Source organism: Actinomadura rubrisoli, from assembly GCF_004349215.1.
GTDB lineage: Bacteria > Actinomycetota > Actinomycetes > Streptosporangiales > Streptosporangiaceae > Spirillospora > Spirillospora rubrisoli.
Map to the genome: position 1 here is coordinate 1 of NZ_SMKU01000138.1, position 23,519 is coordinate 23,519.

Consider the following 23,519-nt stretch of genomic DNA (forward strand, 5'->3'; position numbering starts at 1 on the left):
GGCGGGGGCGGCGGCAGGACCGCCACCTGGGTGAGCAGCGGCTGCGCCTGGACGGCGGTCATCCGGTTCACCGGCTCGCGCGCCAGCAGCCCCTCCAGGACGCGCGTGAGCGGGCCCGCGTTGCGCGGCGGCGGGACCGGCTCGGTCAGGGCGGCCTGGAGCGACGCCATCGCGTCCGAGCGCTCGTAGGGCGAGCGTCCCTCGACGGCCGCGTACAGGGTCGCCCCCAGGGCCCACAGGTCGGACGCGGGCACCGCGCGCTCACCTTGGGCGCGCTCCGGCGGGATGTAGGCGGGAGAGCCCATGACCAGCCCGGTCTGGGTGAGGGTCGCGTCGCCCTCCACCTGGGCGATGCCGAAGTCGGTGAGGACGACCCGCCCGGCGTCGGTGATGAGCACGTTGCTGGGCTTCACGTCCCGGTGCAGGATGCCCTTCTCGTGGGCGTGCCGGAGCGCGGCGAGCATCTGCAGCCCGATCTCGGCGACCCGCCGGTGCTCCATCGGGCCCTGGTCGAGCAGGTCCTGCAAGGACGGGGCCAGGACCAGCTCCATCACGATCCAGGGCCGGTCGGCCTCCTCCACCACGTCGTGGACGATGACCACGCCCGGGTGGCTGAGCCGCGCCGACGCCCGCGCCTCGCGGAACGTCCGCTCGTACAGGACGGCGCGCTCGGACTCGCTCAGCCCCGGCGGGAGGACGACCTCCTTGACCGCGACCTCGCGGTCCAGCATGACGTCGTAGGCGCGCCACACGGTGCCCATGCCGCCGCGGCCGACCACCGAGTCGAGCCGGTAGCGGTTGCCGAGCAGACGTGCCTGTCCCATCGCTGACTGGTCCCCCAAGTGTTCATCCCACCCCTGCGGGCTGGAACGCGTCGAGCACATTCTTCACGAGTGCCTCGTTCTCGTTCCACTTGGACACCGGGACCGCCACCACCACGGCATACGCGCGGCCGTTGTAGATCACGCCCCGGTCGCGCGCCCGGGTGCCGCCCTGCCGCGCCCAGACGAACTCGATGTCGGCGGCGGGAACGTCCCCGACGGAGGTGCGGGTGACCCCGAGATCCCGGAAGCCCTGCATCCTGCCATCGGCCCTGGCCTGCTCCTTCCACGTCATCCAGTGCTCGTAGGGGTCGCCCGACCACGGTGTGCGGTCGACCTGAACGTACGCACTCGTCACCGGATCGGTCCAGACGGTGCTATTGCCCTGTTCTGACCGCCTCCAACCCTGCGGGATGCCGATCGAGTACCCGGGCCCGGCCGAGCGGACCAGTCCCGCCGGCAGTGGCGTCCTGGACGGGCGCGGCGAGGAGGCGGCCGAGGACGGGGTGTCGGACGGCGTCGTGGACGGTCCGCTGGACGGCCGGTCCGCGATGGGCGACTGCGAGGCCCCGGGATCGCCGCCGGACGAGCCGTCCGGCCACAGGAACACGGCGGCGGGCACGATGATCGCCACCGCGACCAGCGCGCCCACGAGGACGGGCACCATGTTCCGCCGCTTCGGCGGGACGCCGGAAGGCCCGGAGGGGCCCATGCCCGACGTCCACGGCCCGCCAGGACCCTGCGGGTATCCCGGGTGCTGCGTCAGCATGCCGGAATTCACGTCCGGAACAGGGACGGACTGTGCCGGTATGGCGTGCGGCGGTACCGACTGCGGCGGCACGGACGATGGCGGCACTGACTCGGGTGACGCGGGCCAGGACGGGAGCGGCTGGTGCGCGACCCGCGTGGAGCCCTGGTCGGCCGCGGTGCCGGTGCTCCAGTGCCGGTCGTCGACGGTGGCGGCGGACCGGCCGTCCGGCCGGCCCCCGCCCTGCTCGGCGAGCTCCGCCGCGGCCTGGCTCGCGGCGTGCCCGGAGGCGATCGCGGCGAGCGACTCCTCGGCCCGGTCCGCGCCCATCCGCCGGACGGGGTCGCGCTCCAGCAGGCCCAGCAGGATCGGCGCGAGCGGCCCGGCGTTCCGCGGCGGCGGGACGTCCTGCGTCATCGCGGCCGCGAGCACCGCCATGGCGTCGCTGCGGTGGTGCGGGGCCTTGCCCTCGCAGGCGGCGTAGAGGGTGGCGCCGAGCGCCCACAGGTCCGAGGCGGGGATCGCGCCGTCGCCCTTGACCCGCTCGGGCGACATGTACGCGGGCGACCCCATGATCAGCCCGGTGTGGGTGAGCGTGACCTCCCCCGCGAGCTGCGCGATGCCGAAGTCGGTGAGCACCGCCCGGTCGCCCGCGACCAGCACGTTCGCGGGCTTGACGTCGCGGTGCAGGATCCCGATCGCGTGCGCGGCCCGCAGCGCGCCGGCGATCTGCCGGCCGATCGCGGCGACGCGGCCGGGCGGCAGCGGCCCGTCCTCGTCGAGGATGCCCTGGAGGGAGCGGGCCCGGACCAGCTCCATGACGATCCACGGCCGGCCGTCCTCGTCCACGACATCGTGTACGGTCACGACGCCCGGATGGTTCAACCGCGCCGAGGCGCGCGCCTCGCGGAGCGTCCTGAGGTGCCGGGTCTCGCGCTCCTGCGCGCCGAGCGAGGCGTGCAGCACGACCTCCTTGACCGCGACCTCGCGGTCAAGGGTCTCGTCGTGCGCGCGCCAGACCGTGCCCATACCGCCGCTACCGACCACCGACAGCAGGCGGTAGCGCCCGGCCAGGAGTCGCCCGTCCTCCTGGTCCGTGTGTTCCCCGTCCGACATGAGTGGCGACCCTACCGATCCGAGCTAACAGATCGGCATACGCCGATCACCATCAGGTGCCCGCCGGCTCGAAGAAGCGGAAGACGGGCTGGAGGTCGGCGATGACCTTGTCCCAGTCGGCGTCGGGAGCCCGGACGAGGATCGCGTAGCCGTGCCCGCCGGCCACGAAGCCGCGGTTGAGGATGTGGAGCCGCCGGTCGCCGCCCTGGAAGGTGAACTCCCAGTCGGCGGACTTGTCGCCGTTCCCGGTGTCGGGGACGGGCCCGTGGTCGCCGGTCGGCGCGATCTTGATCTTCTGGTAGCCGGGGAAGGCCGCGCCGCCGTTCTCCTGCCGCCGCCAGTCGCCGATGGCGCTCTTGCCGGGGTCGTCGGTCTGGTCGACCTGGATGTAGGTCTCGCGGCCGGGCGCGTAGTAGAAGTCGCCGCCCGACTTGCGCTCGGGGCCGGTCCAGCCGTCCGGGACGGGGATGGCGTAGCCGCTGCGGTCCTTGTGCATCCGGAAGCCGGCGGGCAGCGCCGCGCCCGGTGTGGCGCTGGGCTTGGCCGAGGTCGCGGGGGCCGAGGGGCTCGCGCTCCGCGGCGCGGAGGACGGGCTCTCGCGGCTCTCGGGTTTCTCGTCGCCCCCGGAGCCGGCCAGCGCGATCCCGGCGACGACCATGATGATGACCAGCACCACCACGCCGATGATCAAGGCGTTGCGGTTCCCGGCGAGCGCGGGGATCCGCGACCCGAGCGTGGCCGGCGGCAGGGTGCTGCCGGCCGGGCGGGTCGGGGGCCCGGCATGCCAGGACGTGGCGCGCGCCGGGTCCCGGGCGGGGTCGTCCAGAGCGGGCGGGGCCTCCGGCGCGGTCACGTCGGCCCGGCCTGGAGCGCCGCCCACGGCAGCGCCAGCCGCGCCGGCCGGGGCGTCGAAGCGGGTGGCCCCGTCCGGGCGCGCGGGCGCCTCGTCCGGCTCCGGGAGCTCGCCGGGGGGCGTGACGAGGGTCCGGCCGGGAAGCTCCTCGGCGGTGTACTCCACGGCCATGGTGCGCTGGGTGTCGACGGTCTCCTGGCGGACGATGTCGTCCAGCAGCGCCCCGGCCTCGATCGCGTCCATCCGCTGGTCGGGGTTCTTGCGCAGCAGGCCCTCGATGATCGGGATGAGGCGGCCGCCCTTGTCGGGCGGGTCGGGCTCCTCGGAGATCACGGCGACCAGCGCGGCCATCGGCTCCGAGCGCTCGAACGGCGACTTGCCGTGCACCATCGCGTAGAGGGTGACGCCCAGCGACCACAGGTCGGAGGCGGGCCCGGCGACGCGGCCGCGGGCGCGCTCGGGCGCGATGTAGGCGGGCGAGCCCATGACCAGGCCCGTCTGGGTGAGGGTGGCGTCGCCGGAGGCGGTCGCGATGCCGAAGTCGGTGAGGACGGCCCGGTCGCCCATCCGGCCGGTGCTGGTGACCAGCACGTTGCTGGGCTTGACGTCGCGGTGCAGCACCCCGGCGTCGTGCGCGGCGTGCAGCGCGGCGAGCATCTGCCGGGCGATCTCGGCGGCGCGGCGCGGTTCGAGCGGGCCCTCCTGCTTGATCACCTGGTCCAGGGAGCGGGCCTTGATGAGCTCCATGATGATCCAGGGCCGGCCGTCCTCCTCGACGACGTCGTAGACGGTGACGACGCCCGGGTGGCCGAGCCGCGCGGCGGTGCGCGCCTCGCGGAACGTGCGCTTGTGGTGGACGGCGCGTTCCTCGTCGGTGAGACCATGCGGGAGGATGACCTCCTTCACCGCGACGTCACGACCAAGGACCTCATCGTGTGCCTGCCAGACCGTGCCCATGCCACCTCGGCCGACCTGGGTCACCAGGCGGTAGCGGCGGGCGAGCAACCGCTCGCCCGAGGTCTCATTTGGCATATGCGCGACCATATCGACTTTTGCTGACAACCTTGGACCGAGCTTGCAAGCCACATCCCCCTACCCGTACGACGCCCGGTGTCCCGCCAAGGTTCGCCGCCGGGTGAGCGGGTGCGGACGGAAGCGTGATGGACGTGACACCCGGTACAAATAAAAGACTTGCACAGCGCGGCGACGGGGGGACGATGCCGGAGAAGGGCCTGCTAGGCGAGTGGCGCCGCCTGATCCAGGCTGCGCCGACGATCTTCTTCTGGTACACCCGTCTCTCCGGGATCCTGTCTCTGCTGGCCTGGGTCTCCTATGGTCTCATCCTTGAGATAGCCGATATCTGGGCGCTGCGGTGGATCGGCTACCTCGGCTGGTTCCCCAGCGTCCCCATAGGGCTGCTGTGGATCCTGCTGTCGATGGGCGTGCGGCGGCGCAAGAAGGCCGCCCTGCGGATCCTCATCCTGATCTTCTGCCTGCCCGCCGCGCTCGGCGTCACCGCCGTCCTCACCGCGCTGTTCGACCCGAAGCAGCCCACCCCGGTCGGCCTCATCGTCACCGCGACCGTCTACTGCGCCGTGCTCGGCCTGCTGATCGCCGCGCGCGGGCAGTTCACCACGCTGCCCGACCGGGCCAACCGCCGGCTCGCCGCGCTCGTCTTCACCAGCCTGCTGGTCGTGACCTGCGGGATCGGCACGTTCCTGGTCACCGTCACCGACAGCAATCGCGAGGGCGACTTCTGGACGCACCCGGTCTACGCCATCGCCCAGACCGTCCTCGGGCCCCGCGTCACCGGCAAGCCGATCGACGTCTCCGTCCCGTTCTGGGTCGACGCGATGCTGTGGGTGCTCGGCACCGGGCTGCTCATCGCCACGTTCTGGGCGCTGTTCAAACCGGGCCGCCGCGACCCCGTCCTCAGCCCGCCCGAAGAGCTGGCGGCGCGCGCGCTGCTCGCCGAATACGGCGACCAGGACTCCCTCGGCTACTTCGCCCTGCGCCGCGACAAGGACGTCATCGTCGCCCCGAACGGTAAGGCGGCCATCGCCTACCGGGTCGAGGGTTCGGTCTCCCTGGCCAGCGGCGACCCGCTCGGCGACCCCGAGTCGTGGGACCAGGCGATCGAGGCGTGGCTGGAGGAGTGCCGCGCGCACGCCTGGATCCCCGGCGCGGTCAGCGTCGGCGAGCGCGGCGCGCACATCTACAAGCGGCACGGGTTCGACGCCCTGGAGCTCGGCGACGAGGCGATCGTCGACCTCACCGACTTCAACCTGGACGGCCGCGAGATGCGTCAGGTCCGGCAGGCCGTCCGGCGCGTCGAGCGGGCCGGCTACACCGTCCGCATCCGCCGCCACTCCCAGATCCCCGGCTGGGAGATGGCCAAGCTCATCCGCAGCGCCGACGCCTGGCGCGGCGAGGAGACCGAGCGCGGCTTCTCCATGGCGCTCGGACGGCTCGGCGACCCGACCGACGGCCGCTGCGTCATGGTCGAGGCGTTCGACGCCGAGGGCGAGCTGCGCGGGCTGCTCAGCTTCGTCCCGTGGGGCCGCACGGGCCTGTCGCTGGACCTGATGCGCCGCGACCGGGCCGCCGAGAACGGCCTGAACGAGTACATGGTCGCCAAGCTCGCCGAGAAGGCCGCCGCGGTCGGCGCGCAGCAGCTCTCGCTGAACTTCGCGATGCTGCGCTCGGCGTTCGAGCGCGGCTCGCAGATCGGCGCCGGGCCCGTCGCGCGGCTGTACTACCGGTTCCTGTCGTTCGCGTCGAAGTTCTGGCAGCTGGAGTCGCTGTACCTGTCCAACGCCAAGTACCTGCCCGACTGGCGCCCCCGCTACATCTGCTACACCCAGGGCCGCCACCTCGTCCGGCTCGGGCTCGCCTACGCGCGCGCCGAGGGCTTCCTGCCGAGCTTCAACCGCCCCAAGCTGGACCGCGCCGCCGCCATCGTGCCGCCGGGCGACCTCGTCGACCGGATCCACGAGATCGAGGAGGCCGCCGACGCCGCCCGCGCGCCGCAGCGCCGCCTGTCGGAGCAGGAGCGGGTCAGGCACGCCAAGCTGGAGGAGATCCGCGCCGCGGGCATGGAGCCCTACCCCCTGTCGTTCGACCGCACCGACTTCGCCGCCGACATCCGCGAGCGCTTCGCGGACCTGGCGCCCGACACCCGCGCCGGCGCGTGCGTCGCGATCGCCGGGCGTGTCGTCCTCGCCCGCGAGCACGGCCGGCTGATCTTCGTGACGCTGCGGGACGAGACCGCCGACCTCCAGGTCATGCTGACCTCCGACGCGCTCGGCGCGGACTCCCTCCGCCGCTGGAAGACGCTGATCGACCTCGGCGACCAGGTCGGCGTGCGCGGCGAGGTCGCCACGTCCCGGCGCGGCGAACTGTCGGTGCTGGCCGCCGAGTGGACGCTGACCGCCAAGTGCCTGCGCCCGCTGCCCAACAAGCGCTCCGGCCTGTCCGACCCCGAGGCCCGCGTCCGGCAGCGCTACGTCGACTTCATCGTCAATGACGACGCCCGCCGGATGCTGCGGATGCGCGGCGACGCCGTGGCCGCCGTCCGCGACGGGCTGCGCGGGCGCGGCTATCTTGAGGTCGAGACGCCGATGCTCCAGCCCATCCACGGCGGCGCCGCCGCCCGCCCGTTCACCACCCGCATCAACGCCTACAACATGCAGCTCTACCTGCGGATCGCCCCGGAGCTCTACCTCAAGCGGCTGCTGGTCGGCGGGGTGGGGCGGGTGTTCGAGCTGAACCGCAACTTCCGCAACGAGGGCGTGTCGCACAAGCACAACCCCGAGTTCACGATGCTGGAGGCGTACGAGCCGTACGGCGACTACGACAGCATGGCCGCGCTCACGCGATCTCTGGTGGTGGACGCGGCGAACGCGGCGCTCGGCACGACCGTCCTGGTCCGCGACGGCGTCGAGTACGACCTGGCCCAGCCGTGGCAAGAGGTCACCGTCTACGAGTCGGTGTCCAAGGCGCTCGGCGAGGAGGTCACGCCCGACACCCCGCTCAGGGCCGCGCAAGGGTTCGCCGGACGGGTCGGGCTGAACGCCGACCCGTCCTGGGGCCAGGGGAAGATCGTCCAGGCGCTGTTCGAGGCCCTGGTCGAGGAGCACCTGATGGCGCCCACGTTCGTCCGCGACTATCCGGCCGAGACCTCGCCGCTGACCCGTCCGCACCGCGACGACCCGCGGCTCGCCGAGAAGTGGGACCTCATCGTGTTCGGCCTGGAGCTCGGCACCGCCTACTCCGAGCTGATCGACCCGATCCTCCAGCGGCGGCGGCTCACCGAGCAGTCGCTCCAGGCCGCCGGCGGCGACCCCGAGGCCATGGAGCTGGACGAGGACTTCCTGCGCGCCCTGGAGTACGCGATGCCCCCGGCGGGCGGCATGGGCATGGGCATCGACCGGCTGCTGATCACCCTCACGGGCCGCAGTATCCGCGAGACGATCCCGTTCCCGCTGGTGCGCCCCGGTTCCTGAGGGCTTCCGGGGTTCCTGAGGGCTTTCGGGGTTCTAGAGGGCTTCCGGGGTTCTAGAGGGTGCGGGGGGCGGGGCGGTAGCCGTGGTCGGCGAGCCATTTGCGCGCCCGGCCCCGCCGCGCGTCCTCCCTCGCCTCCTGCGCGTCCCCTGGAGTGCCCTCGTCCTCGTCCGGGACGGCGCCGGGCGGGATCGGGAGCCAGCGGCCGGGGTCGTACGCGGCGTCCGCGTGGTCGAGGGAGGGTTCCCCTGCCGGCTCGTCGCCGGCCGGCTCATCCCCAGTCAGCTCGTCCAGGGCGAGGACGTCGCCGCGCGCCAGGTCGAGGACGTGGGGATCGGCGTCCTCCAGCGCGGCCGCCACGGCGCCGAGATCGGCCGGCACGGGCGGGAGCCCGGTCCCCGGTCCCTCCAGGGCCGCGGTCAGCTCGGCGGCCAGCTCAGCGTCGCCGGGAAGGCCGCGGCCGTCCAGCGCCTCGACGCATTCGCGGGCCCGCGGCCGCGCGGCGTCCAGCCCTTCGGCCAGAGCGGCGACCAGCACGTCGCCCGCGTACTGGAGCACCGGCCCGAGCGGCCGGCCGGCGAGCGCCGCCAGCCCCCCGGCGCCGTCCCCGCGCTGCGCGGCGGCCCGCAGGCACGCCAGCGCGTCCTCGTCCCACGCGGTCATGGGGACCCGTGGTCGCCCCGGATCACGGCGCGCCACACCTCGACCCGTTCTTCAGTTCTCATGCAGCAGATTGTGCCGGTGTGCCCGGACACGCACGCGCCGTTTACCGGGACCGGCTGACGAGCCCCTCCATGACCAGGGCGAACAGGTGGTCGCGGCGCGCGGCGATCGACGGCGCCACGTCCGCGATCGAGGCGACGGCGCTGAAGAGCGCGAAGAGGTCCGTCCCGTCGACGTCGGGGCGGATGTGCCCCGCCTCCTGCGCCCGCGCCAGCAGCCGCGCCCCGGCCTCCCGCATCGCCATGCAGGAGGCGTGCAGCGAGGACGCGTCGTCCTCCAGCGTCGCGATCATCGACGCGGCCAGGCCCCGGTACGTCGCGGCGCCCGCCGCGAACTCCCGCAGCCACTCCTCCAGCGCCTCGGCGGGGGGACGCGTCGCCTCCAGCGTCCCGGCCCGCGCCGCGAGCCGGTCGAACCGGCTCCCGAGCAGCGCTTCCAGGAGCTCCTCCCGCGTCGCGAAATGCCGGTAGAGCGTTCCCATCCCGACCTCGGCGCGCCGGGCGATGTCGCGCAGCGACGCCTGGGTGCCCTGCTCCTCGACGACCGTCCTGGCCACGTCGAGGATGCGCGCCCGGTTGCGCTGGGCGTCGGCCCTCAGGGCGCGCGGAGCTTGCGTCATGGTCCCGATCTTAGGGTCCCCGGCGTTCCCCATGGTCACAGCGTTCCAGGACGGGCGTCCGGGGCACTATTGCCCGGACCGGTAGGCCTCCACGGCGTAGCGGAGCCGGGCGCCGACGAGGAGCGCCTCGTCCTCCGGGCAGCCCAGGAGCCGGGCGGCCAGCTCGACGATCTGCTCGTCGGTCAGGTCGGGCTCGCGCGCGGCGATCCGTCCGACGAACTCGACCAGCTCGGGACGCTTGTAGCTGACGATCGACCGCCCGCGCCGCACCTGCCCGGGCGGCTCGGGCCGCGGGGAGGCCGGGGCGCGCTGCTCGGGCGGAGCGGGACGCGGCGGCGGGACGGGCTCCCTCGGCGCCGGCGGGGCGGCGGCGCGCGGATCGGGCCGGGTGGCACCCGGCTCCGGCTCGGCACCCGGCTCCGGCTCTGCGCCCGGCTCCGGCGCGTCGCCGCCCGGCGAGGGCTCCGGGTCCTGGGTCAGGAGGGTGAACAGGGAGGTCGTGGGGGTGAGCCTTCCCTGGAGCGTGTCGGGCAGCGCGACGGCCGGGGCGGGACCGTCCGGGACGGGGAGCTCGGGCCCGGACGGACCGATGAGGAGGATCCTCGGGGCGAGCCACAGCAGGAACAGGGCCTCGGCGCCGGCGCCGTGCTCGCCGTCCACGAGGACGACGTCGAACGATCCGGGACGCGGCGGAAGCGTGTCGGGGATCCGCCAGAGCGGCAGGATCCACGCCGGGACGACCTCGTGCGGCGCGGCGGACGCGGACACCGCGGACGCGAGGTCCAGCCCGGCCAGGCGGGCCAGCGCGGCGCCCCACGCACGGGCGGACGTGAGGTCGTCGCGGACGGTCCGCAGGCGCTCCTCGGCCTCGGCGAGGGAGGCGCGCAGGCCCTCGGCGGCCGGGGACGGGGCGGTCCCGGCGAGCCGCGCGGAGGCGCGGGCCCACGCCCACGCCTCGTCCCAGCGCCGGGTGCGGGCCTGCCAGACGTCGTCGCCGTCGGTGGCGAGCAGGAGGTTGGCGAGATCGGGGTGGACGGCGCGGACGCGGCCGAGCAGCTCCTCGCAGCGGATCTGCCGGGCCCGCTCGTGCCGGGCCTCGGCGAGCGCTCCGAGGGCCCGGCCGTAGGCGGCGGCGTCCCGGGCGTCGATCGCGTCGAGGGCCGCGCCGAGCTCAGGCGGGTCGTCGCCGTCCACGGGGCCGATCGAGTCGCGCAGGGCGGCGAGGTCGGCGGCGGCGCGGTCGACGCCCAGGCCTTCCAGGGCGCTGGCCAGGGCTGAGGCGTACCCGTGCCACTGGAGCGGATGGCCGAGGGGGACGCTCAGATGGGACAGCCGCAGGAGTTCTTTCGTCTCCTCCACCGCCGGCATGGCGTCCCGGACGCGGGCAAGGCGGGCGTGGGCGCGGGCGAACCGGATGACGCGGTCGGCGGGCGGCGGGTCGACGGGGAAGGAGATCCCCGCCGCGTCCCACACGTACTGCAGCTCCTGGCAGGACATCCGGACCATGAGGTCGGTGAAGACGAGGTCGAGCAGCTCCGGCGTCGTGGGCGCCTCGCCGTCGACCGTGGCGCCGCCGAGCAGCGCCTCGGCCTGCCGCTGGGCCGCCGACCGCAGCGGCCCGCGCTTCAGCGTGCCGCCGCCGTCGAGGTAGTCGCGCAGGTCCCGCGCGGCGTCCGCCAGGCGGCGCAGGTCCGGCTCGCCGGGCGGCAGCACGACGCGGCGGCCGCCCATGCCCGCCACCGCGCGCCGCGCCCAGTCCGCGCGCGCCGCCATCTCCGCGACCCGCGACCAGACGAGGGGGCGGCGGTGGGCGAGGGCGTCGCCGAACGCGCGGGCGGCGAGGTCGGCGGGGTTCCAGCCGCCGGGATGCCCGTCCAGCCCGACGTCGCGGAGGGCGGCGGCGACGACGGAGGCGCACCCGTCGAGCCGGGCGAGCCGCGTGACGTCGAGGTCGCGCAGGCGCCGCGACAGGTCCGTCCCGGAGCGCTCGGCGCGCTCGGCGGCGGCCGCCTCCGCCTCGATGAGGGTGCGGACGTAGGGCGCGCTCGGCAGCGCGCCCGGGTCCACGTCCCGCTGGGCGGTGCGGGCCTTGCGCCCGGGCGTCTCCTCGGCGAGCAGCACGACCAGCTCCGCCGCCTCGGCCCGGGAGATCGGCGGGCCCGGCGGCAGGTCCGGGCGGACGGGCAGCCACGCCAGGTCGGGCGCCTCGGCGCGGAGCCGCTCGTCCAGCTCGCCGCGCCCGCCGCGGTAGCCGGAGCCGAGGTCGGTGGCCTCGGCCGTCTCGGCCTCCCCGACCCGCTCGCGCAGCTCGGCGACGTCCCGGTCGGCGGCGGCCTCCCGCTCGGCGAGCGCGGCCACGTGCCGTCCGTGGCGTCCCGGGTCGTGGGCGGCGGCGCGGGCGAGCAGCGCCTCCGCCGTGTCGGCGGCGACGGCGGGGTCGGCGACCGTGAGGGCCGCCAGGTCCGGGGGCAGCGCGGCCCTCAGCGCGCCGGAGGCGCTCGCGCCGGACGTGGCCACCACCACCCGCATCCCTAGGACGAGGAGCCCCGCGAGGAAGGTCTGGGTGGTGCCGGGGCCGGTCTCGGCGATGTGCTTGACGTGGGGCCGCCCGCCCGGCGCGACGAACCGCGCGAGCCCCTCGGGGACGGCGGTCCCGTTCACCAGGAGCCTGATCATCCTGGTGTGGTAGTCGGCGACCGCCTCCCGTCCCGGAGGGCGGACGACGAGCGCGGGCGCGAGCCGCAGCCGGGGGACGGCGGGCAGCGCGGCGCCCGGGGGCTCCGGCGCCCAGTCCTCGCGGTAGGCGGCGGCCTCGTCCCCGCCCGCGAAGGCCCCGTCCACGAAGGCGGTGGAGCACCACTCGCGCAGCAGGTCGCCGACGGAGGAGTTCAGCCCGAAGCCCCGCCCGGCCCGTACCGCGTCGGACACCCGGTCGGCGGGCCGGTAGGCGGGCTGGCCGGACAGCAGCTCGCGGTCGCGCAGGCTGGTGTGCCCGGCGAGGACGACGTCGATGCGCTCCGTCCGCCCGTCCACGACGATCCGGACGGGCGTGCTCAGCAGGTGGTCGTGGACGGCGGGCCCGGCCTGCGGCCGCCAGGACAGCAGTCCCGCCGCCAGGACGACCTCGTGGCCCCCGCCGGCCTCCTGGTCGGCGAGGTCGCGCAGGATCCGGTACCAGTGCCGCAGCGCCAGCCAGCCGTCGAACTCCTCCAGCACCGCCGGGGGCGCCAGCGGGATGACCGGCACGCTGAACAGGACGTCGCCGGGACCCGCGTCGGCCTCCACATAGACGTCGCCGGGCAGCTCGGCCAGCCACAGCACCTGGTGGTGCTCGGCCAGATCGCGGGCCGGGCGCAGGCGGGCCCGCGCCAGATCACGCAGGTAGCCGAGCAGACGGGCCGCCCGCTCCGGCTCGGCCGCAGCGGCCGCGGGGCCGTCCTCGGCGGCGGCCTCGGCCTCGGCGGAGGCGTCCGTGGCGGCGGCGTCACAGGCGTCCCCGGCGGCACGCCCGGTGCCCCCCGCACCGTCCGCCGTCCGGCCGGGACCCGGGCCCTGCTCAGGCACCGCGGCTCCTTCCCTCCCGCTGGGGAATGGTGTGCCACGATCTAACACCCCCGGGCGGGCCCGGCCAAGAGCCATCGATGATCATGCAGGCGCGCGGGCGTGGTCAGTGCGTGCGCGCCATGTAGCGGTCCTCGCTGGGCAGCATCACCCAGAGGACGAGGTAGACGACGAACTGCGGTCCGGGCAGCAGGCAGGAGGCCAGGGCCAGCAGCCGGACGGTCCAGGGCGCCATGCCGAACCGGCGCGCGAGCCCGGCGCAGACCCCTCCGATGATCCGACCGTGGCGCGGACGGTAAAGGCCGTTCATGAGTCTCTTCTCCCCGATTCGTCGAGCGGTGAACGCGGCCGCGTTCTCACGGCCACGTTCTCCAAGCTACGAACCGGACAGGGCACCTCACATCGGCCGTTCGGCCTGTTCGGAAGGGGTACTCCCGGCTTAGGGGATCGCCCCTAAGGGGCGTGGTCGTAGCGCTCGATCAGGGCCGGGAGGCCGGCCAGGTCGTCCAGGACGAACAGGCAGTCGCGCAGCGCCTCGTCGTCGCGCTGGATGTGCCCCCACGGCCCGCGCCGCAGGAAGGCCGCGCGCATCCCGAGCGCCAGGGCGGGCCGGACGTCGTTGTCGATGCGGTCCCCCACGTACAGGACGTGCTCGGGCAGCACGTCGGCGAGCTGCGCGCACCGCTCGAAGAACTCCGGGGACGGCTTCCGGATGCCCCACACGTCCGAGATGCCGACCACGTCCGCGTCGAGGGCGAGCGCGGCCATCCGCTCGGCCGCCTCGGCCGGCTGGTTGCCCGCGATGCCCACGTACAGGCCCTGGTCGCGCAGCCCGGACAGGCACGCCCGCGCATCCGGGTACAGATCGTCCGGGCCGAAACCGTTGGGGACGCCCGCCTCGGCGCGGCGCTTCTCCTCCACCTCCAGGTCGAATCCCGGACGGAAGTACTCCAGGAGGTCCATGTGGTCGCCGCCGGACGCCAGCACCGCGCCCAGCTTGGCGAGGAAGGTGTGCCTCGGCACGCCGAGCCAGTCGGCCCAGCGCCCGTAGATCTCGCCCTCGTTGATCAGGGTCTCGCCGATATCGAAGAACACGGCCTGGACGGCCCGGGGGGTGCTCGTGCTCACGCGGCGGCCAGCTCCACGCTCTCGCCCGGGGCCAGGCGCCGGAAGTCCTTGCCGAGTTCCTCGCCGGCCGTGGCCACGTGCCGCTCCATGACCGTGAGGCCGATGTCGTTCAGCAGCCCGTCATGGATGACGAACGCGCGTTCCGGACGGACCTCGCGCGTGTAGCCGAACATCTCGGGCGCCTTCAGCCACGGGGCGTTGCCCGGCAGGCACAGGGTCGGCACCGGCTCGCCCGGGACGGTGAGCGCGTCGCCCGGGTGGAAGACCTCGCCGTCCAGCAGGAACCCGACGTTCGGGATGGGCGGGACGTCGGGATGCAGGATCTCGTGGTCCTCGCCATAGACGTGGACGTCGAAGCCCGCGATCGTCACCGCGTCCCCGTGCCCGACCTGGTGCACGCGCCCGCCGAGGTCGGCGAGGCTCTCGGCGACGACGCGGGACGTCCACACCTCCAGGGCGGGGTGCTCCGCCAGGGCCTTGCGCAGGCCGTCGGCGTCGAAGTGGTCGAAGTGCTCGTGGGTGATCAGGACGGCGTCGGATGCGGCGAGGGCCTCGGCGGCCCCGCTGAACGCGCCGGGATCGATGATGACCGTCCGGTCGTCCCTGGTGATCTGGACGCAGGCATGCCCGAGCTTGGTGAGGCGCATCGAACGATTTTTTCACGCCGCCCCCGAAACCCCATGACCGCCCCCGGGGCGCTGGATCCCACCCGTCGTTGTCCGGGTGACAAACTGGGCCCGTGTCGTCCGACCCCGAATTGGACCAGCAGGTGCGCGACCGCTACGGAACCTGGCGGGACCAGCCGCGCGGCCTCGCCTGCGCCGTGATCGCGGCCTTCATGATCCTCACCACGGCCGCCTTCCTCTTCGCCGTCCTCGCCGTGGTGGCGGCCATGCGCTGACCCGCCGGTGCGTGCCCGTGTAGAGGCCCGTGCTCACGAAAAGGGCCGGGGCACACCAGGTGCCCCGGCCCCTGCCGGTCCTGACCGAGCGGGGAAGTGGTCAGGACCAGGTCACGCGGATCCCTCCGCGATCGTGAAGGCCACGTCGCCCTGCGGGTCCACCTGGGCGTCGAGCGTCTTGTCGTCCAGGAGCTCCGCGACGGTCGGCTCCAGGTACACCTTGGCCCCCTCCTCCTCGACGACCTGGTCGTTCATCTCGGGCCCGGGCGCGACCGACAGCCGCAGCGCGTCCGAGCCGTCGAGCCCGGACTCGATGCGGATCCCGGTCTCGGGCGGAAGCTCGGGATTCGCGGTCACCGTGCGTATGACCTGGACGGCGCCACTGGTCAGCGTGAGCACGATCAGCTCCTCACGTCTCTTTCGTTCTGGATCGGATCTGCCCCACCCTCCCCACTCACCCAGGGGGTAAACATCCGCCTACCAGGTCATCAGCCGGCCGACGGGGCGAGTGCGCGGACCGCCTCCGAAGGGGAGAGGCCGCCGCCCGGGACGACGGCGAGGACCGGGGTCGTGAGGCCGGCCGCCACGTACTCGCGGACGCGGTCGCGGCAGGCCGCCGGGGAGCCGTGGACGATGAGGTCGTCCACGACCTCGTCCGGGATGACCTCCAGAGCCTTCTTCCGGTCGCCCGCGGCCCACGCCTCGTTCATCGGACGGAGCACCTCGCCGCGTCCGAGCCACGTGTGGAACGCGCGGTAGACGGGGACGGTCATGTACGCGGCGATCAGCCGGCGGCCGATCGCGCGGGCCTCCCCGGCGTCGTCGGTCGGGCAGACGAACAGGCGGGCCATCAGCTCCGGTGCGTCGCCCAGCTCGGCGCGGACGGTGCGGACGTCGTGGGGCGCCAGCCAGTTGCTGATGGCGCCGTCGGCCTCGCGGGCGGCGAGGCGCAGCATGCCGGGGCGGAGGGCCGCGAGGACGATCGGGGGCGGCGTGGCGGGGGCGGTCTCCAGCTTGAAGCCCTTGACGGAGAAGGTCTCGAAGTCCTCCTTGACCTTCTCGCCCGCGAGCGCCTTGCGGAGGAAGCGCAGGGTGTCGCGGGTGCGCTTGTAGGGCTCGTCGAACGGGATGCCGTTCCAGCGCTCGACGATCGTGTCGGACGACGCGCCGATGCCGAGCACGAACCGTCCGGGGGCGAGGTCGGCGAGGGTGGCGGCGTGCTGGGCGAGGAGCGCGGGACCGCGCGTGTAGACGGGCACGATCGCGGGACCGAGGCGCAGACTGGGCGCCCACTGGGAGGCGAGCGCGAGGGGTGTGAAGGCGTCGGTGCCGTTGGTCTCGGCGGACCAGGCGTCGGTGTAACCCAGGTCGGACAGGCCCGCGAGGAGGTCGCGGTGCTCGCCGAGCGGCAGGCCGGTCAGCGGGATGGTGAGTCCCCAGCGGAACATGGCGGTCTCCTAGGCGATCGAGGGCCGGATCGTGGCGCCGCCGTCCACGACCAGCGTCTGGCCGGTCATCCAGGACGCGGCGTCACCGGCGAGGAACACGGCGGCGTTGGCGATGTCCTCGGGCTCGCCGATGCGGCCGAGCGGCATGTACGTGCTGATCTGCTCCTCGTTGTTCTCCCACAGGGCGCGGGCGAGGGCCGTCTTGACCAGGCCGGGCGCGATGCAGTTGACGCGTACCTTGGGCGCCAGCTCCATCGCGAACTGTCGGCTGAGGTGGACGACGGCGGCCTTGGTGGCGTTGTAGTAGCCGATGCCGTGCTCGGTGACCATGCCGCCGACGGACGCGATGTTGATGACGGCGCCGCCATGGTGCTGCATCGAGCGCTTCCAGGCCAGCGACGTCCACTGGACGACGGCGAACTGGTTGACCTGGACGGTCTTCTCGGCGGCGGCGGGCTCGATCTCGCTCAGCGGGCCGAAGTGGGGGCTGGTGCCGGCGTTGTTGACCAGGACGTCCAGACCGCCGAACTCGGCGATGGCCGCGTCCACGCACGCGGCGGCCTGCTCGGCGTCGCCGACGTGGGCGGCCTTGGCGAGGACGCCCGTGCCGGGGTGCGCGGCGCGGATCTCCTTGGCGGCCTCGTCCAGCGCCTCCTGCTTGCGGGAGGACAGGACGACGTTCGCGCCCTCGGACACAAGGGCGGTGGCGATCGCCTTGCCGATCCCCCGGGAGGCCCCCGTGACCAGGGCCGTCTTCCCCTGAAGTCCAGTCCGCATCCGCAGTCTCCTTCACGCGCCAGAATCCGACTCGGTTTACTGTATCCACGTTACTTACGGGTCAGTAGGTGGTCCGTGCAGGTCGTCCCCGCGGCCCATGACGAACCTACGGAAGCCCTCCACAACGGGCGGCCGGGTCCGTCCAGGGGCCCACACCAGCCCGATCGTGCGGATCGCGGCGGGCTCGGCCAGCGTGATGTGCCGTACCCCCGGGAACTCCTCCCCCGCACGGAGCGGCGCCACGATCGCAACGCCCAGCCCTGCCGCGACGAGGCCGCGGACGGTCGACGTCTCCTCCCCCTCGAACGCGATCCTTGGACGTGCTCCGGCCAGCCCGAACAGCTCCTCGGTGACCACCCGTAGGCCCGCACCGGCGCGGAACGCCACGAACGGTTCGTCCAAGACGTCGCTCACGCGCGCGCGCCGCCGCTCTGCCAGGTGGTGGTCGGCGGGCACCGCCAGTTGTAGTCGTTCGATGACCAGAGGGTGCCAAGTGAGGGACGGGTCGTCCGGACGGGGGCTCGTTATGGCCAGGTCTGCCCGCCCTTCCAGGACCATGGCCGCGACCCGTTCCGAGCGGTCCTGGCTGAGGCGGAAGGTGACGCCAGGGTGGTCGAGCCGGTAGCGGCGGATCAGGCCGGGCACGAACGACGGCCCCTGGGTGTGCAGGAACCCCAGCGACACCTCGCCGCGCTCAGGATCGGCCGCCTGGGCCAGCGCCCGGCGGGCCGCCTCCTCCTCGGCGACGAGGCGCCGGGCGTGCTCGGCGAACACCGTCCCGTACCGGCTCAGGACGACCCCGCGGCCCGCGCGGTCGAACAGCGGCGCGTCCAGCTCGCGTTCCAGACGGGCGATCGCACGCGAAAGGCCGGGCTGGGAGATGCGCAGCTCCGCCGCGGCATTCGTCACATGCCCGCGCTCAGCCACCGCCAGGAACCACCGGACGGTCGTGAGATCCATGCACTCATGATGCTCTCGCATCGATTGCCAAGCAAACTCTCATTGGACGCATGACTCATTCAGGTTGAACCTGGAACCCATGACCACCGCCCCCGTGGAGGTCCCGGAACGGCACCGGCTCGGCTCCCCCGGCCTGCGCCGCGTCAACCTCGCCCTCTTCGCGGCCGGGCTCACCACGTTCATGTCGCTGTACTGCACGCAGGCGCTGCTGCCCGAGCTGTCGGGGACCTTCTCCGTATCGCCCGCCCGCGCGAGCCTGCTCGTCTCGCTGGCCACCGGCGCGGTCGCGGTCGCGGTCATCCCGGTCAGCTCGCTGTCGGAGCGGTACGGGCGCACCCGCGTGATGGTCGTGTCGTCCGTCGTGTCCGCGCTGGTCGGGCTGCTGCTCCCGCTGTGCGCCACGTTCGGCCAGCTCGCCGCCGTCCGCACCGTGCAGGGTCTCGCGCTCGCGGGCGTCCCGGCCGTCGCGATGGCCTACCTCGCCGACGAGGTGGACGGCGAGCACCTCGGCGGCGCGATGGGCCGCTACGTCGCCGGGACGGGCATCGGCGGCGTCCTCGGACGGCTCGTCCCCGGGACCGTCACCGACGTGGCCGGCTGGCGATGGGCCCTCGCGGTGACCGGCCTGCTGGCCCTCGCGTTCACGGTCGCGTTCTGGCTGCTGCTCCCGCCGTCTCGCTTCTTCCGTCCGTCCCGGGTGGACTACCGGCCGCTGCTCGCCCACCTGTCCGACCCGGGCCTGCGCCGCCTCTACCTGGTCGCGCTGACCGCGATGGCGGGGTTCGTGACCGTCTACAACTTCCTCACCTACCGGCTTCTGGACGGACCGTTCCACCTCCCGCAGGCGGTGGTCAGCCTGATCGCCGTCATGTACGTCGCGGGCTCGGCCGCCTCCGCGCGGGCGGGCACCCTCGCCGACCGCTCGGGACGCCGCCGGGTCCTGACCGGGACGCTGCTGCTGGCCGCGGCCGGGCTCGTCCTGACGCTGCCGTCCTGCCTGCCGCTCGTGGCGTTCGGCCTGCTGGTCTTCACGGTCGGGTTCTTCGGCGCGCACGCCGTGGCCAGCGGCTGGGTCGGCCGGCGCGCCCCGTCCGCGCGGGCCCAGGCGTCCGCCCTCTACCTGTTCGCCTATTACCTGGGCAGCAGCATCGGCGGCACCGCGGGCGGCGTGGCCTACGAGCACGGCCACTGGAACGGGACGGGCCTGTACGTCCTGGCCCTGCTGGCCGTGGCCCTCCTCGCCGCCGCGGGCATGCCGGGCTCCGGCCGCCCGCCCTTCTTGAGCGGTCGCTTGGTTGGTAAGCTGCGCCGGTAGCCAGGGAGCACCTTAAGAAGGGCAGGGCCGCGTGAGCACGACCAAGCGACGTCGTCCGGCGATCGAGGGCTGGTTCACCGCCGGAGACGGGCAGGTGCGCCTGCTGGGCACGCGCTGCACGTCCTGCGGCACCCCATACTTCCCGCGCAACGAGCTGGCCTGCCGCAACCCCCGCTGCACGGGCCCCAAGGACGGCTCCGAGCTCCAGGAACACGCCCTGTCCGGACGCGGGCGCATCTGGTCCTACGCCGACTCCCGCTACAAGCCGCCGCCCCCGTACATCTCACCCGACCCCTTCCGCCCCTACGCCGTCGCCGCCGTCGAACTGGAAGCCGAGCGCATGGTCGTCCTCGGCCAGGTCGCCCCCGGCCACACCGTCGACGACCTCGCGGTGGGCATGGAAGTCGAACTCACCGAAGGCGTCCTCTACGAAGACGACGAGGCCGAATACACCACCTGGATGTGGATCCCGAAAAGGAGCCCGCGCGGCGCGAGCGGAGCGAGCCAATGAGCAGAGATATCGCGGTGCTTGGGGCTGGGATGCATCCGTGGGGGAAATGGGGCCGCAACTTCGTCGAGTACGGCTTGGCGGCGGCACGGGCCGCGTTGGCGGACGCCGGGGTGGCGTGGCAGGACGTCCAGTACGTGGCCGGGGCCGACACCATCCGCAACGGGTATCCCGGGTTCATCGCCGGGGCGACGTTCGCGCAGGCGCTCGGCTGGTCGGGCGCGCAGGTGTCGAGCAGCTACGCGGCCTGCGCGTCGGGCGCTCAGGCCATCGGCTCGGCGCGCGCGCAGATCCTCGCCGGTCTGTGCGATGTGGCGCTGGTCGTGGGCGCGGACGCGGCGCCGAAGGGCTTCTTCAAGCCGGTCGGCGGTGACCGTCCAGACGATCCCGACTGGCTGCGGTTCCGGCTTCTGGGCGCGACCAACCCGATCTACTTCGCGCTGTACGCGCGGCGGCGCATGGCGATGCACAGCGCGACGCTGGACGATTTCGCCGCCGTGAAGGTGAAGAACGCGCGGCATGGGCTCGGCAACCCGAACGCCCGGTACCGCAAGGAGGTGACCCTGGAGGACGTCCGCGCGTCCGCCGTGGTCGCCGACCCGCTGCGGCTGCTGGACATCTGCGCCACCAGCGACGGAGGCGCCGCGCTGGTGCTGTCGTCCATGGACTTCGCGCGGCGGCACGGCGTCGCCGACCCCGTCCGGATCTCGGCGCTGTCCACGGTCACGCCGACGTTCCCCAAGACCGTCCTGGACCTGCCGGACTTCGCCACCGACTCGGCCATGGCGGCGGACGAACCGGAGCGGCCGTTCCGCCCGGCGCTCGCGCACGCCGCCTACGAGGAGGCCGGGATCGGGCCGGACGAGCTCTCGCTGGCCGAGGTGTACGACCTGTCCACGGCCCTGGAGCTCGACTGGTACGAGGACATCGGGCTGTGCGGGCCGGGCGGCGCCGAGGAGCTGCTCCGCTCCGGCGCCACCGCGCTCGGGGGCCGCGTGCCGGTGAACCCGAGCGGCGGGCTCGCCTGCTTCGGCGAGGCCGTCCCGGCGCAGGCCATCGCGCAGGTGTGCGAGCTGACCTGGCAGCTGGGCGGCCGGGCCGAGGGCCGCCAGGTGGACGACGCGCGCGCGGGCATCGCCGTCAACCAAGGCCTGTTCGGGCACGGCTCGGCGGTCATCGCGGTCCGGTAGCCCGCTACTTGACCGAGAAGCCGTCGCAGCCCAGGTAGTACGCGTCGCCGTTGGCCCTGACGTGCAGCCAGATGACCGTCCAGTCGCCCGTGGCCAGGTCGTACACCCCGCTGTCGGACCCCGCGAACTTGAAGTCCGCAGGGTAGTGGAGCGTCACGAAGTCATCGTTCGACGGGAGAAGCGTCGGCTTGCTGTGCACGATCCCGGTGACGTAGTTGCCCTGGGTCCCCGCAGGGGGGACGGACCTCCGCGGCGACGTAGTAGCCGGTCTTCCGCACGAACTTGAACCGCATCGTGAGCTCGGCCGTCCGCCCGGTGACCGGCTCGCGAGGAGCACCGGTCTGCATGTCGTAGGCAAGGCGCGAGTCCTCTGGACGGACGGCCGGGAGGCAGCTGGAGTTCGCTTTCGTCCAGCGCATGTTGTTGAAGTCGTCGGTCGGCTGCTTCACGAGGATCTCGTCCGGCGGACGTCCGCTCGCGTCGGGCGTCCGCGACGCGGGAGACGATCCGGCGGGCGAGGGCCCGCCGGTCTTGGTGACGCCGCTTCCGCGCGCGGGCCCGGCGGCTTCCGCGCCCCTGCCGTTGCCGTCGAAGGCGAAGCGCGCGGCCAGCGCACCGGCCAGCACGACGGCGGCCACCCCGGCGGCGGCCGCGATGATCGCGCCCCGGGGACGGCCGATCGTCCGGGCACGGTCGGTTGTGACGAGACCGGTCGCGACGGCGTCCGCGACGCTGGCGGGCACCGGCCGGGCCACGCCCACGAGCGTCCGGTATGCCGGGTCGTCGGCGAGGACACCGGGGACGGCGGCCATCTGGAGCAGGCGCTCGGGCGTGATCCGGTCGGCGGGGTCCTTCGCGGCGCACAGGCCGACGAGTTCGGCGACGCGCGGGTCGGCTCCCGCCAGGTCGATGTCGCCGCCCAGCGTCCGGTGGATGATCGCCTCGATCCGCCCCCCGCCGAACGGAGGCCGTCCGGTCGCGGCGTAGGCGATGGTGCCCGCCAGCGAGAACATGTCGGACGCCGGGACGGGCTGCTGCTCGCGGACCACCTCGGGCGCGACGAAGCCCGGCGTGCCGTTCCACGCACCGGTCTGGGTGATCTGCGTCTGGTCCTCGCCGCGCGCGATGCCGAAGTCGATGAGCCGCGGGCCGTCCGGCGCGAGAATGACGTTGCCCGGCTTCAGGTCACGATGCTGGACGCCCTGCCGGTGCAGTTCCAGCAGCCCCTGGGCGAGCGCCGCGAGCAGCCGCAGGCACGTCTCGGGCGGCAGCGGGCCGTGCTCGGCCACCGCCTGCCTGAGCGTCGGCCCGGGGACGTACTCGGTGGCCAGCCAGTACGGGGGCGCGTCGAGCCCGGCGCCGACCATCGCGGCCGCGAACCGGCTGCGCACCCGCTCGACGGTCTGGACCTCGCGCCGGAAGCGGGCCAGCGCCTGCGGCCCCTCGAAGTCCTCGCGGATCACCTTGAGGGCGATGTGCCGGCCGGCACCGGTGAGCCCCAGATAGACCTGCCCCATCCCGCCCGCGCCGAGCCGGGCGATCACCGGATAGCCGCCGATCTGTGACGGATCCTCGGGACGCAATGGTTCCACAGGTCACAACCCCGTCCGTCGCGCACACATGACGCGAATAATCTCATTCCGCCCCACCCCCTGCGCCCCGAACGCAAGGCACCGGCGCGGGTGGTCAGTCCGCCTTGCGAGCGACGTGGAGGGCCCAGGCTATGAGGGGGGCTTGGAGGGGTAGTCGGCCGTAGGCCGCGGCGCGGAGGGGCAGGGGGCGGTGCCGCCAGTCGCGGGCCATCTTGATGTTCGCGGGGAAGACCGCCGCCATCAGGCCCGCCGTGGCGAGGGCGCCCGCCTTGCGCGTGCGCGGGTGGGCGACGGCGGCGGCGCAGGCCAGCTCGGCGGCGCCGCTGAGGTAGGTCCAGGTCCGCGCGCGGCCGGGGAGCCGCTCGGGGACGAGTGCGTCGAACGGCCGGGGGACGAGCAGGTGCGCCGCTCCCATCCCTGCCATGAGGCCCACAAGGCGGCGGGTCGCGCGTGACGAGTCGGTCATAGTCCGGAGTCTGACAGATCGGACGGGTCGTCCAATAGAGCGGGGCCGGGGTTGCGACTGTGGCCGAGGCCACCACATTGTGCCGTGTGACCTGCGATGAGAGGGTGATGACGGGGAATGGAAGCGCGCTGACCGGCCGTTGCGAACCTCGGAGGAGCCGTGATGAGGCCCGAGCGCGAGGAGGTCTCGCGGCCGGATCGAGGAGACTCCGGGGGCGGCCGCCGCGGCCGGGGGGACCGCCGCGGCCGTCTCCGGACACGGCCTGAGGGTCGTCCTGGACGGGTGGGTGG

General features: G+C 73.8%; 21 protein-coding genes. 5 read left to right on the top strand and 16 right to left on the bottom strand.

Annotated features, from left to right (window positions below; genetic code table 11):
* The 3 genes from E1298_RS24155 to E1298_RS24165 form a co-directional block, all read right to left on the bottom strand.
* A partial coding sequence (locus E1298_RS24155) for a serine/threonine-protein kinase (protein WP_131896998.1) occupies positions 1-824 on the bottom strand: 824 nt, incomplete at its 3' end.
* Between the two features lie 22 nt (positions 825-846).
* Positions 847-2,685 carry a serine/threonine-protein kinase gene (locus tag E1298_RS49625; RefSeq protein ID WP_207944803.1) on the bottom strand — a complete coding sequence of 613 codons (1,839 nt, stop codon included), beginning with the start codon at positions 2,683-2,685 and terminating at the stop codon, positions 847-849.
* Between the two features lie 52 nt (positions 2,686-2,737).
* Positions 2,738-4,570, bottom strand: coding sequence for a serine/threonine-protein kinase (locus E1298_RS24165; RefSeq protein ID WP_243725765.1), 1,833 nt, complete (start codon positions 4,568-4,570; stop codon positions 2,738-2,740).
* Positions 4,571-4,755: 185 nt separating this feature from the next.
* On the opposite strand from E1298_RS24165, the gene lysX reads away from it, so the two are divergent.
* The gene (gene lysX, locus E1298_RS24170; RefSeq protein WP_207944807.1) at positions 4,756-8,043 is read left to right on the top strand and encodes a bifunctional lysylphosphatidylglycerol synthetase/lysine--tRNA ligase LysX; all 3,288 of its coding nucleotides are present in this window, start codon (positions 4,756-4,758) and stop codon (positions 8,041-8,043) included.
* A gap of 52 nt (positions 8,044-8,095) precedes the next feature.
* Here the strand turns inward: lysX and E1298_RS24175 are convergent, their stop codons facing one another.
* From E1298_RS24175 to E1298_RS24200, 6 genes are all read right to left on the bottom strand, one after another.
* The gene (locus E1298_RS24175; RefSeq protein ID WP_131897002.1) at positions 8,096-8,704 is read right to left on the bottom strand and encodes a hypothetical protein; all 609 of its coding nucleotides are present in this window, start codon (positions 8,702-8,704) and stop codon (positions 8,096-8,098) included.
* 103 nt (positions 8,705-8,807) lie between these two features.
* Positions 8,808-9,383 (bottom strand): TetR/AcrR family transcriptional regulator, encoded by a 576-nt coding sequence (locus tag E1298_RS24180; RefSeq protein ID WP_207944804.1) that lies wholly within the window; start codon positions 9,381-9,383, stop codon positions 8,808-8,810.
* A gap of 66 nt (positions 9,384-9,449) precedes the next feature.
* Entirely contained in the window at positions 9,450-12,947 is a 3,498-nt protein-coding gene (locus tag E1298_RS24185; protein WP_243725767.1) for a hypothetical protein, read from the bottom strand.
* A gap of 103 nt (positions 12,948-13,050) precedes the next feature.
* The gene (locus E1298_RS24190; protein WP_131897004.1) at positions 13,051-13,254 is read right to left on the bottom strand and encodes a PspC domain-containing protein; all 204 of its coding nucleotides are present in this window, start codon (positions 13,252-13,254) and stop codon (positions 13,051-13,053) included.
* Between the two features lie 143 nt (positions 13,255-13,397).
* A complete protein-coding gene (locus E1298_RS24195) occupies positions 13,398-14,072 on the bottom strand; it encodes an HAD family hydrolase (RefSeq protein WP_131897006.1) in 675 nt (224 codons plus the stop codon).
* The gene (locus E1298_RS24200) at positions 14,069-14,719 is read right to left on the bottom strand and encodes an MBL fold metallo-hydrolase (RefSeq protein WP_131897008.1); all 651 of its coding nucleotides are present in this window, start codon (positions 14,717-14,719) and stop codon (positions 14,069-14,071) included. The genes E1298_RS24195 and E1298_RS24200 overlap by 4 nt, the downstream gene beginning before the upstream one ends.
* Positions 14,720-14,811: 92 nt before the next feature.
* Here E1298_RS24200 and E1298_RS48355 point away from each other — a divergent pair, with 92 nt between their 5' ends.
* The gene (locus tag E1298_RS48355; protein ID WP_165975639.1) at positions 14,812-14,973 is read left to right on the top strand and encodes a hypothetical protein; all 162 of its coding nucleotides are present in this window, start codon (positions 14,812-14,814) and stop codon (positions 14,971-14,973) included.
* Positions 14,974-15,084: 111 nt separating this feature from the next.
* On the opposite strand, the gene E1298_RS24205 is transcribed toward E1298_RS48355, so the two are convergent.
* The 4 genes from E1298_RS24205 to E1298_RS24220 form a co-directional block, all read right to left on the bottom strand.
* Positions 15,085-15,372, bottom strand: coding sequence for a Fe-S cluster assembly protein HesB (locus E1298_RS24205; protein ID WP_131897010.1), 288 nt, complete (start codon positions 15,370-15,372; stop codon positions 15,085-15,087).
* Between the two features lie 89 nt (positions 15,373-15,461).
* Positions 15,462-16,421 (bottom strand): LLM class F420-dependent oxidoreductase, encoded by a 960-nt coding sequence (locus tag E1298_RS24210; protein WP_131897012.1) that lies wholly within the window; start codon positions 16,419-16,421, stop codon positions 15,462-15,464.
* 9 nt (positions 16,422-16,430) lie between these two features.
* Positions 16,431-17,198 carry an SDR family oxidoreductase gene (locus E1298_RS24215; protein ID WP_131897014.1) on the bottom strand — a complete coding sequence of 256 codons (768 nt, stop codon included), beginning with the start codon at positions 17,196-17,198 and terminating at the stop codon, positions 16,431-16,433.
* Positions 17,199-17,252: 54 nt separating this feature from the next.
* Positions 17,253-18,158 carry a LysR family transcriptional regulator gene (locus E1298_RS24220; protein ID WP_165975640.1) on the bottom strand — a complete coding sequence of 302 codons (906 nt, stop codon included), beginning with the start codon at positions 18,156-18,158 and terminating at the stop codon, positions 17,253-17,255.
* 79 nt (positions 18,159-18,237) lie between these two features.
* Between E1298_RS24220 and E1298_RS24225 the strand changes: the two genes are divergently transcribed.
* The 3 genes from E1298_RS24225 to E1298_RS24235 are packed head-to-tail and all read left to right on the top strand — an operon-like array spanning position 18,238 to position 21,171.
* Positions 18,238-19,473 carry an MFS transporter gene (locus tag E1298_RS24225; protein WP_131897018.1) on the top strand — a complete coding sequence of 412 codons (1,236 nt, stop codon included), beginning with the start codon at positions 18,238-18,240 and terminating at the stop codon, positions 19,471-19,473.
* A gap of 31 nt (positions 19,474-19,504) precedes the next feature.
* Positions 19,505-19,984, top strand: coding sequence for a Zn-ribbon domain-containing OB-fold protein (locus tag E1298_RS24230; RefSeq protein ID WP_207944805.1), 480 nt, complete (start codon positions 19,505-19,507; stop codon positions 19,982-19,984).
* Positions 19,981-21,171 (top strand): lipid-transfer protein, encoded by a 1,191-nt coding sequence (locus E1298_RS24235; protein WP_131897020.1) that lies wholly within the window; start codon positions 19,981-19,983, stop codon positions 21,169-21,171. The genes E1298_RS24230 and E1298_RS24235 overlap by 4 nt, the downstream gene beginning before the upstream one ends.
* 4 nt (positions 21,172-21,175) lie before the next feature.
* Here E1298_RS24235 and E1298_RS48360 read toward each other — a convergent pair whose 3' ends face one another.
* The 3 genes from E1298_RS48360 to E1298_RS24245 form a co-directional block, all read right to left on the bottom strand.
* Positions 21,176-21,328, bottom strand: a complete 153-nt coding sequence (locus tag E1298_RS48360; protein ID WP_165975641.1) for a hypothetical protein — start codon at positions 21,326-21,328, stop codon at positions 21,176-21,178.
* Positions 21,329-21,332: 4 nt separating this feature from the next.
* On the bottom strand, positions 21,333-22,763 hold the full coding sequence (locus E1298_RS24240; protein ID WP_131897022.1) for a serine/threonine-protein kinase: 1,431 nt from the start codon (positions 22,761-22,763) through the stop codon (positions 21,333-21,335).
* A gap of 94 nt (positions 22,764-22,857) precedes the next feature.
* Positions 22,858-23,229: a DoxX family protein gene (locus E1298_RS24245; protein WP_207944806.1), complete on the bottom strand. Its 372-nt coding sequence runs from the start codon at positions 23,227-23,229 to the stop codon at positions 22,858-22,860.
* Positions 23,230-23,519 lie beyond the last annotated feature (290 nt).

Excerpts from the sequence above, each read along its gene's own strand:
- E1298_RS24180 (WP_207944804.1), bottom strand. The coding sequence starts at position 9,383 with ATGACGCAAGCTCCGCGCGCCCTGAGGGCCGACGCCCAGCGCAACCGG.
- E1298_RS24165 (WP_243725765.1), bottom strand. The coding sequence starts at position 4,570 with ATGCCAAATGAGACCTCGGGCGAGCGGTTGCTCGCCCGCCGCTACCGC.
- E1298_RS24245 (WP_207944806.1), bottom strand. The coding sequence starts at position 23,229 with ATGACCGACTCGTCACGCGCGACCCGCCGCCTTGTGGGCCTCATGGCA.
- E1298_RS49625 (WP_207944803.1), bottom strand. The coding sequence starts at position 2,685 with ATGTCGGACGGGGAACACACGGACCAGGAGGACGGGCGACTCCTGGCC.
- E1298_RS24190 (WP_131897004.1), bottom strand. The coding sequence starts at position 13,254 with ATGAACGGCCTTTACCGTCCGCGCCACGGTCGGATCATCGGAGGGGTC.
- E1298_RS24235 (WP_131897020.1), top strand. The coding sequence starts at position 19,981 with ATGAGCAGAGATATCGCGGTGCTTGGGGCTGGGATGCATCCGTGGGGG.
- lysX (WP_207944807.1), top strand. The coding sequence starts at position 4,756 with ATGCCGGAGAAGGGCCTGCTAGGCGAGTGGCGCCGCCTGATCCAGGCT.
- E1298_RS24210 (WP_131897012.1), bottom strand. The coding sequence starts at position 16,421 with ATGTTCCGCTGGGGACTCACCATCCCGCTGACCGGCCTGCCGCTCGGC.
- E1298_RS24175 (WP_131897002.1), bottom strand. The coding sequence starts at position 8,704 with ATGACCGCGTGGGACGAGGACGCGCTGGCGTGCCTGCGGGCCGCCGCG.
- E1298_RS24225 (WP_131897018.1), top strand. The coding sequence starts at position 18,238 with ATGACCACCGCCCCCGTGGAGGTCCCGGAACGGCACCGGCTCGGCTCC.
- E1298_RS24200 (WP_131897008.1), bottom strand. The coding sequence starts at position 14,719 with ATGCGCCTCACCAAGCTCGGGCATGCCTGCGTCCAGATCACCAGGGAC.
- E1298_RS24220 (WP_165975640.1), bottom strand. The coding sequence starts at position 18,158 with ATGGATCTCACGACCGTCCGGTGGTTCCTGGCGGTGGCTGAGCGCGGG.
- E1298_RS24215 (WP_131897014.1), bottom strand. The coding sequence starts at position 17,198 with ATGCGGACTGGACTTCAGGGGAAGACGGCCCTGGTCACGGGGGCCTCC.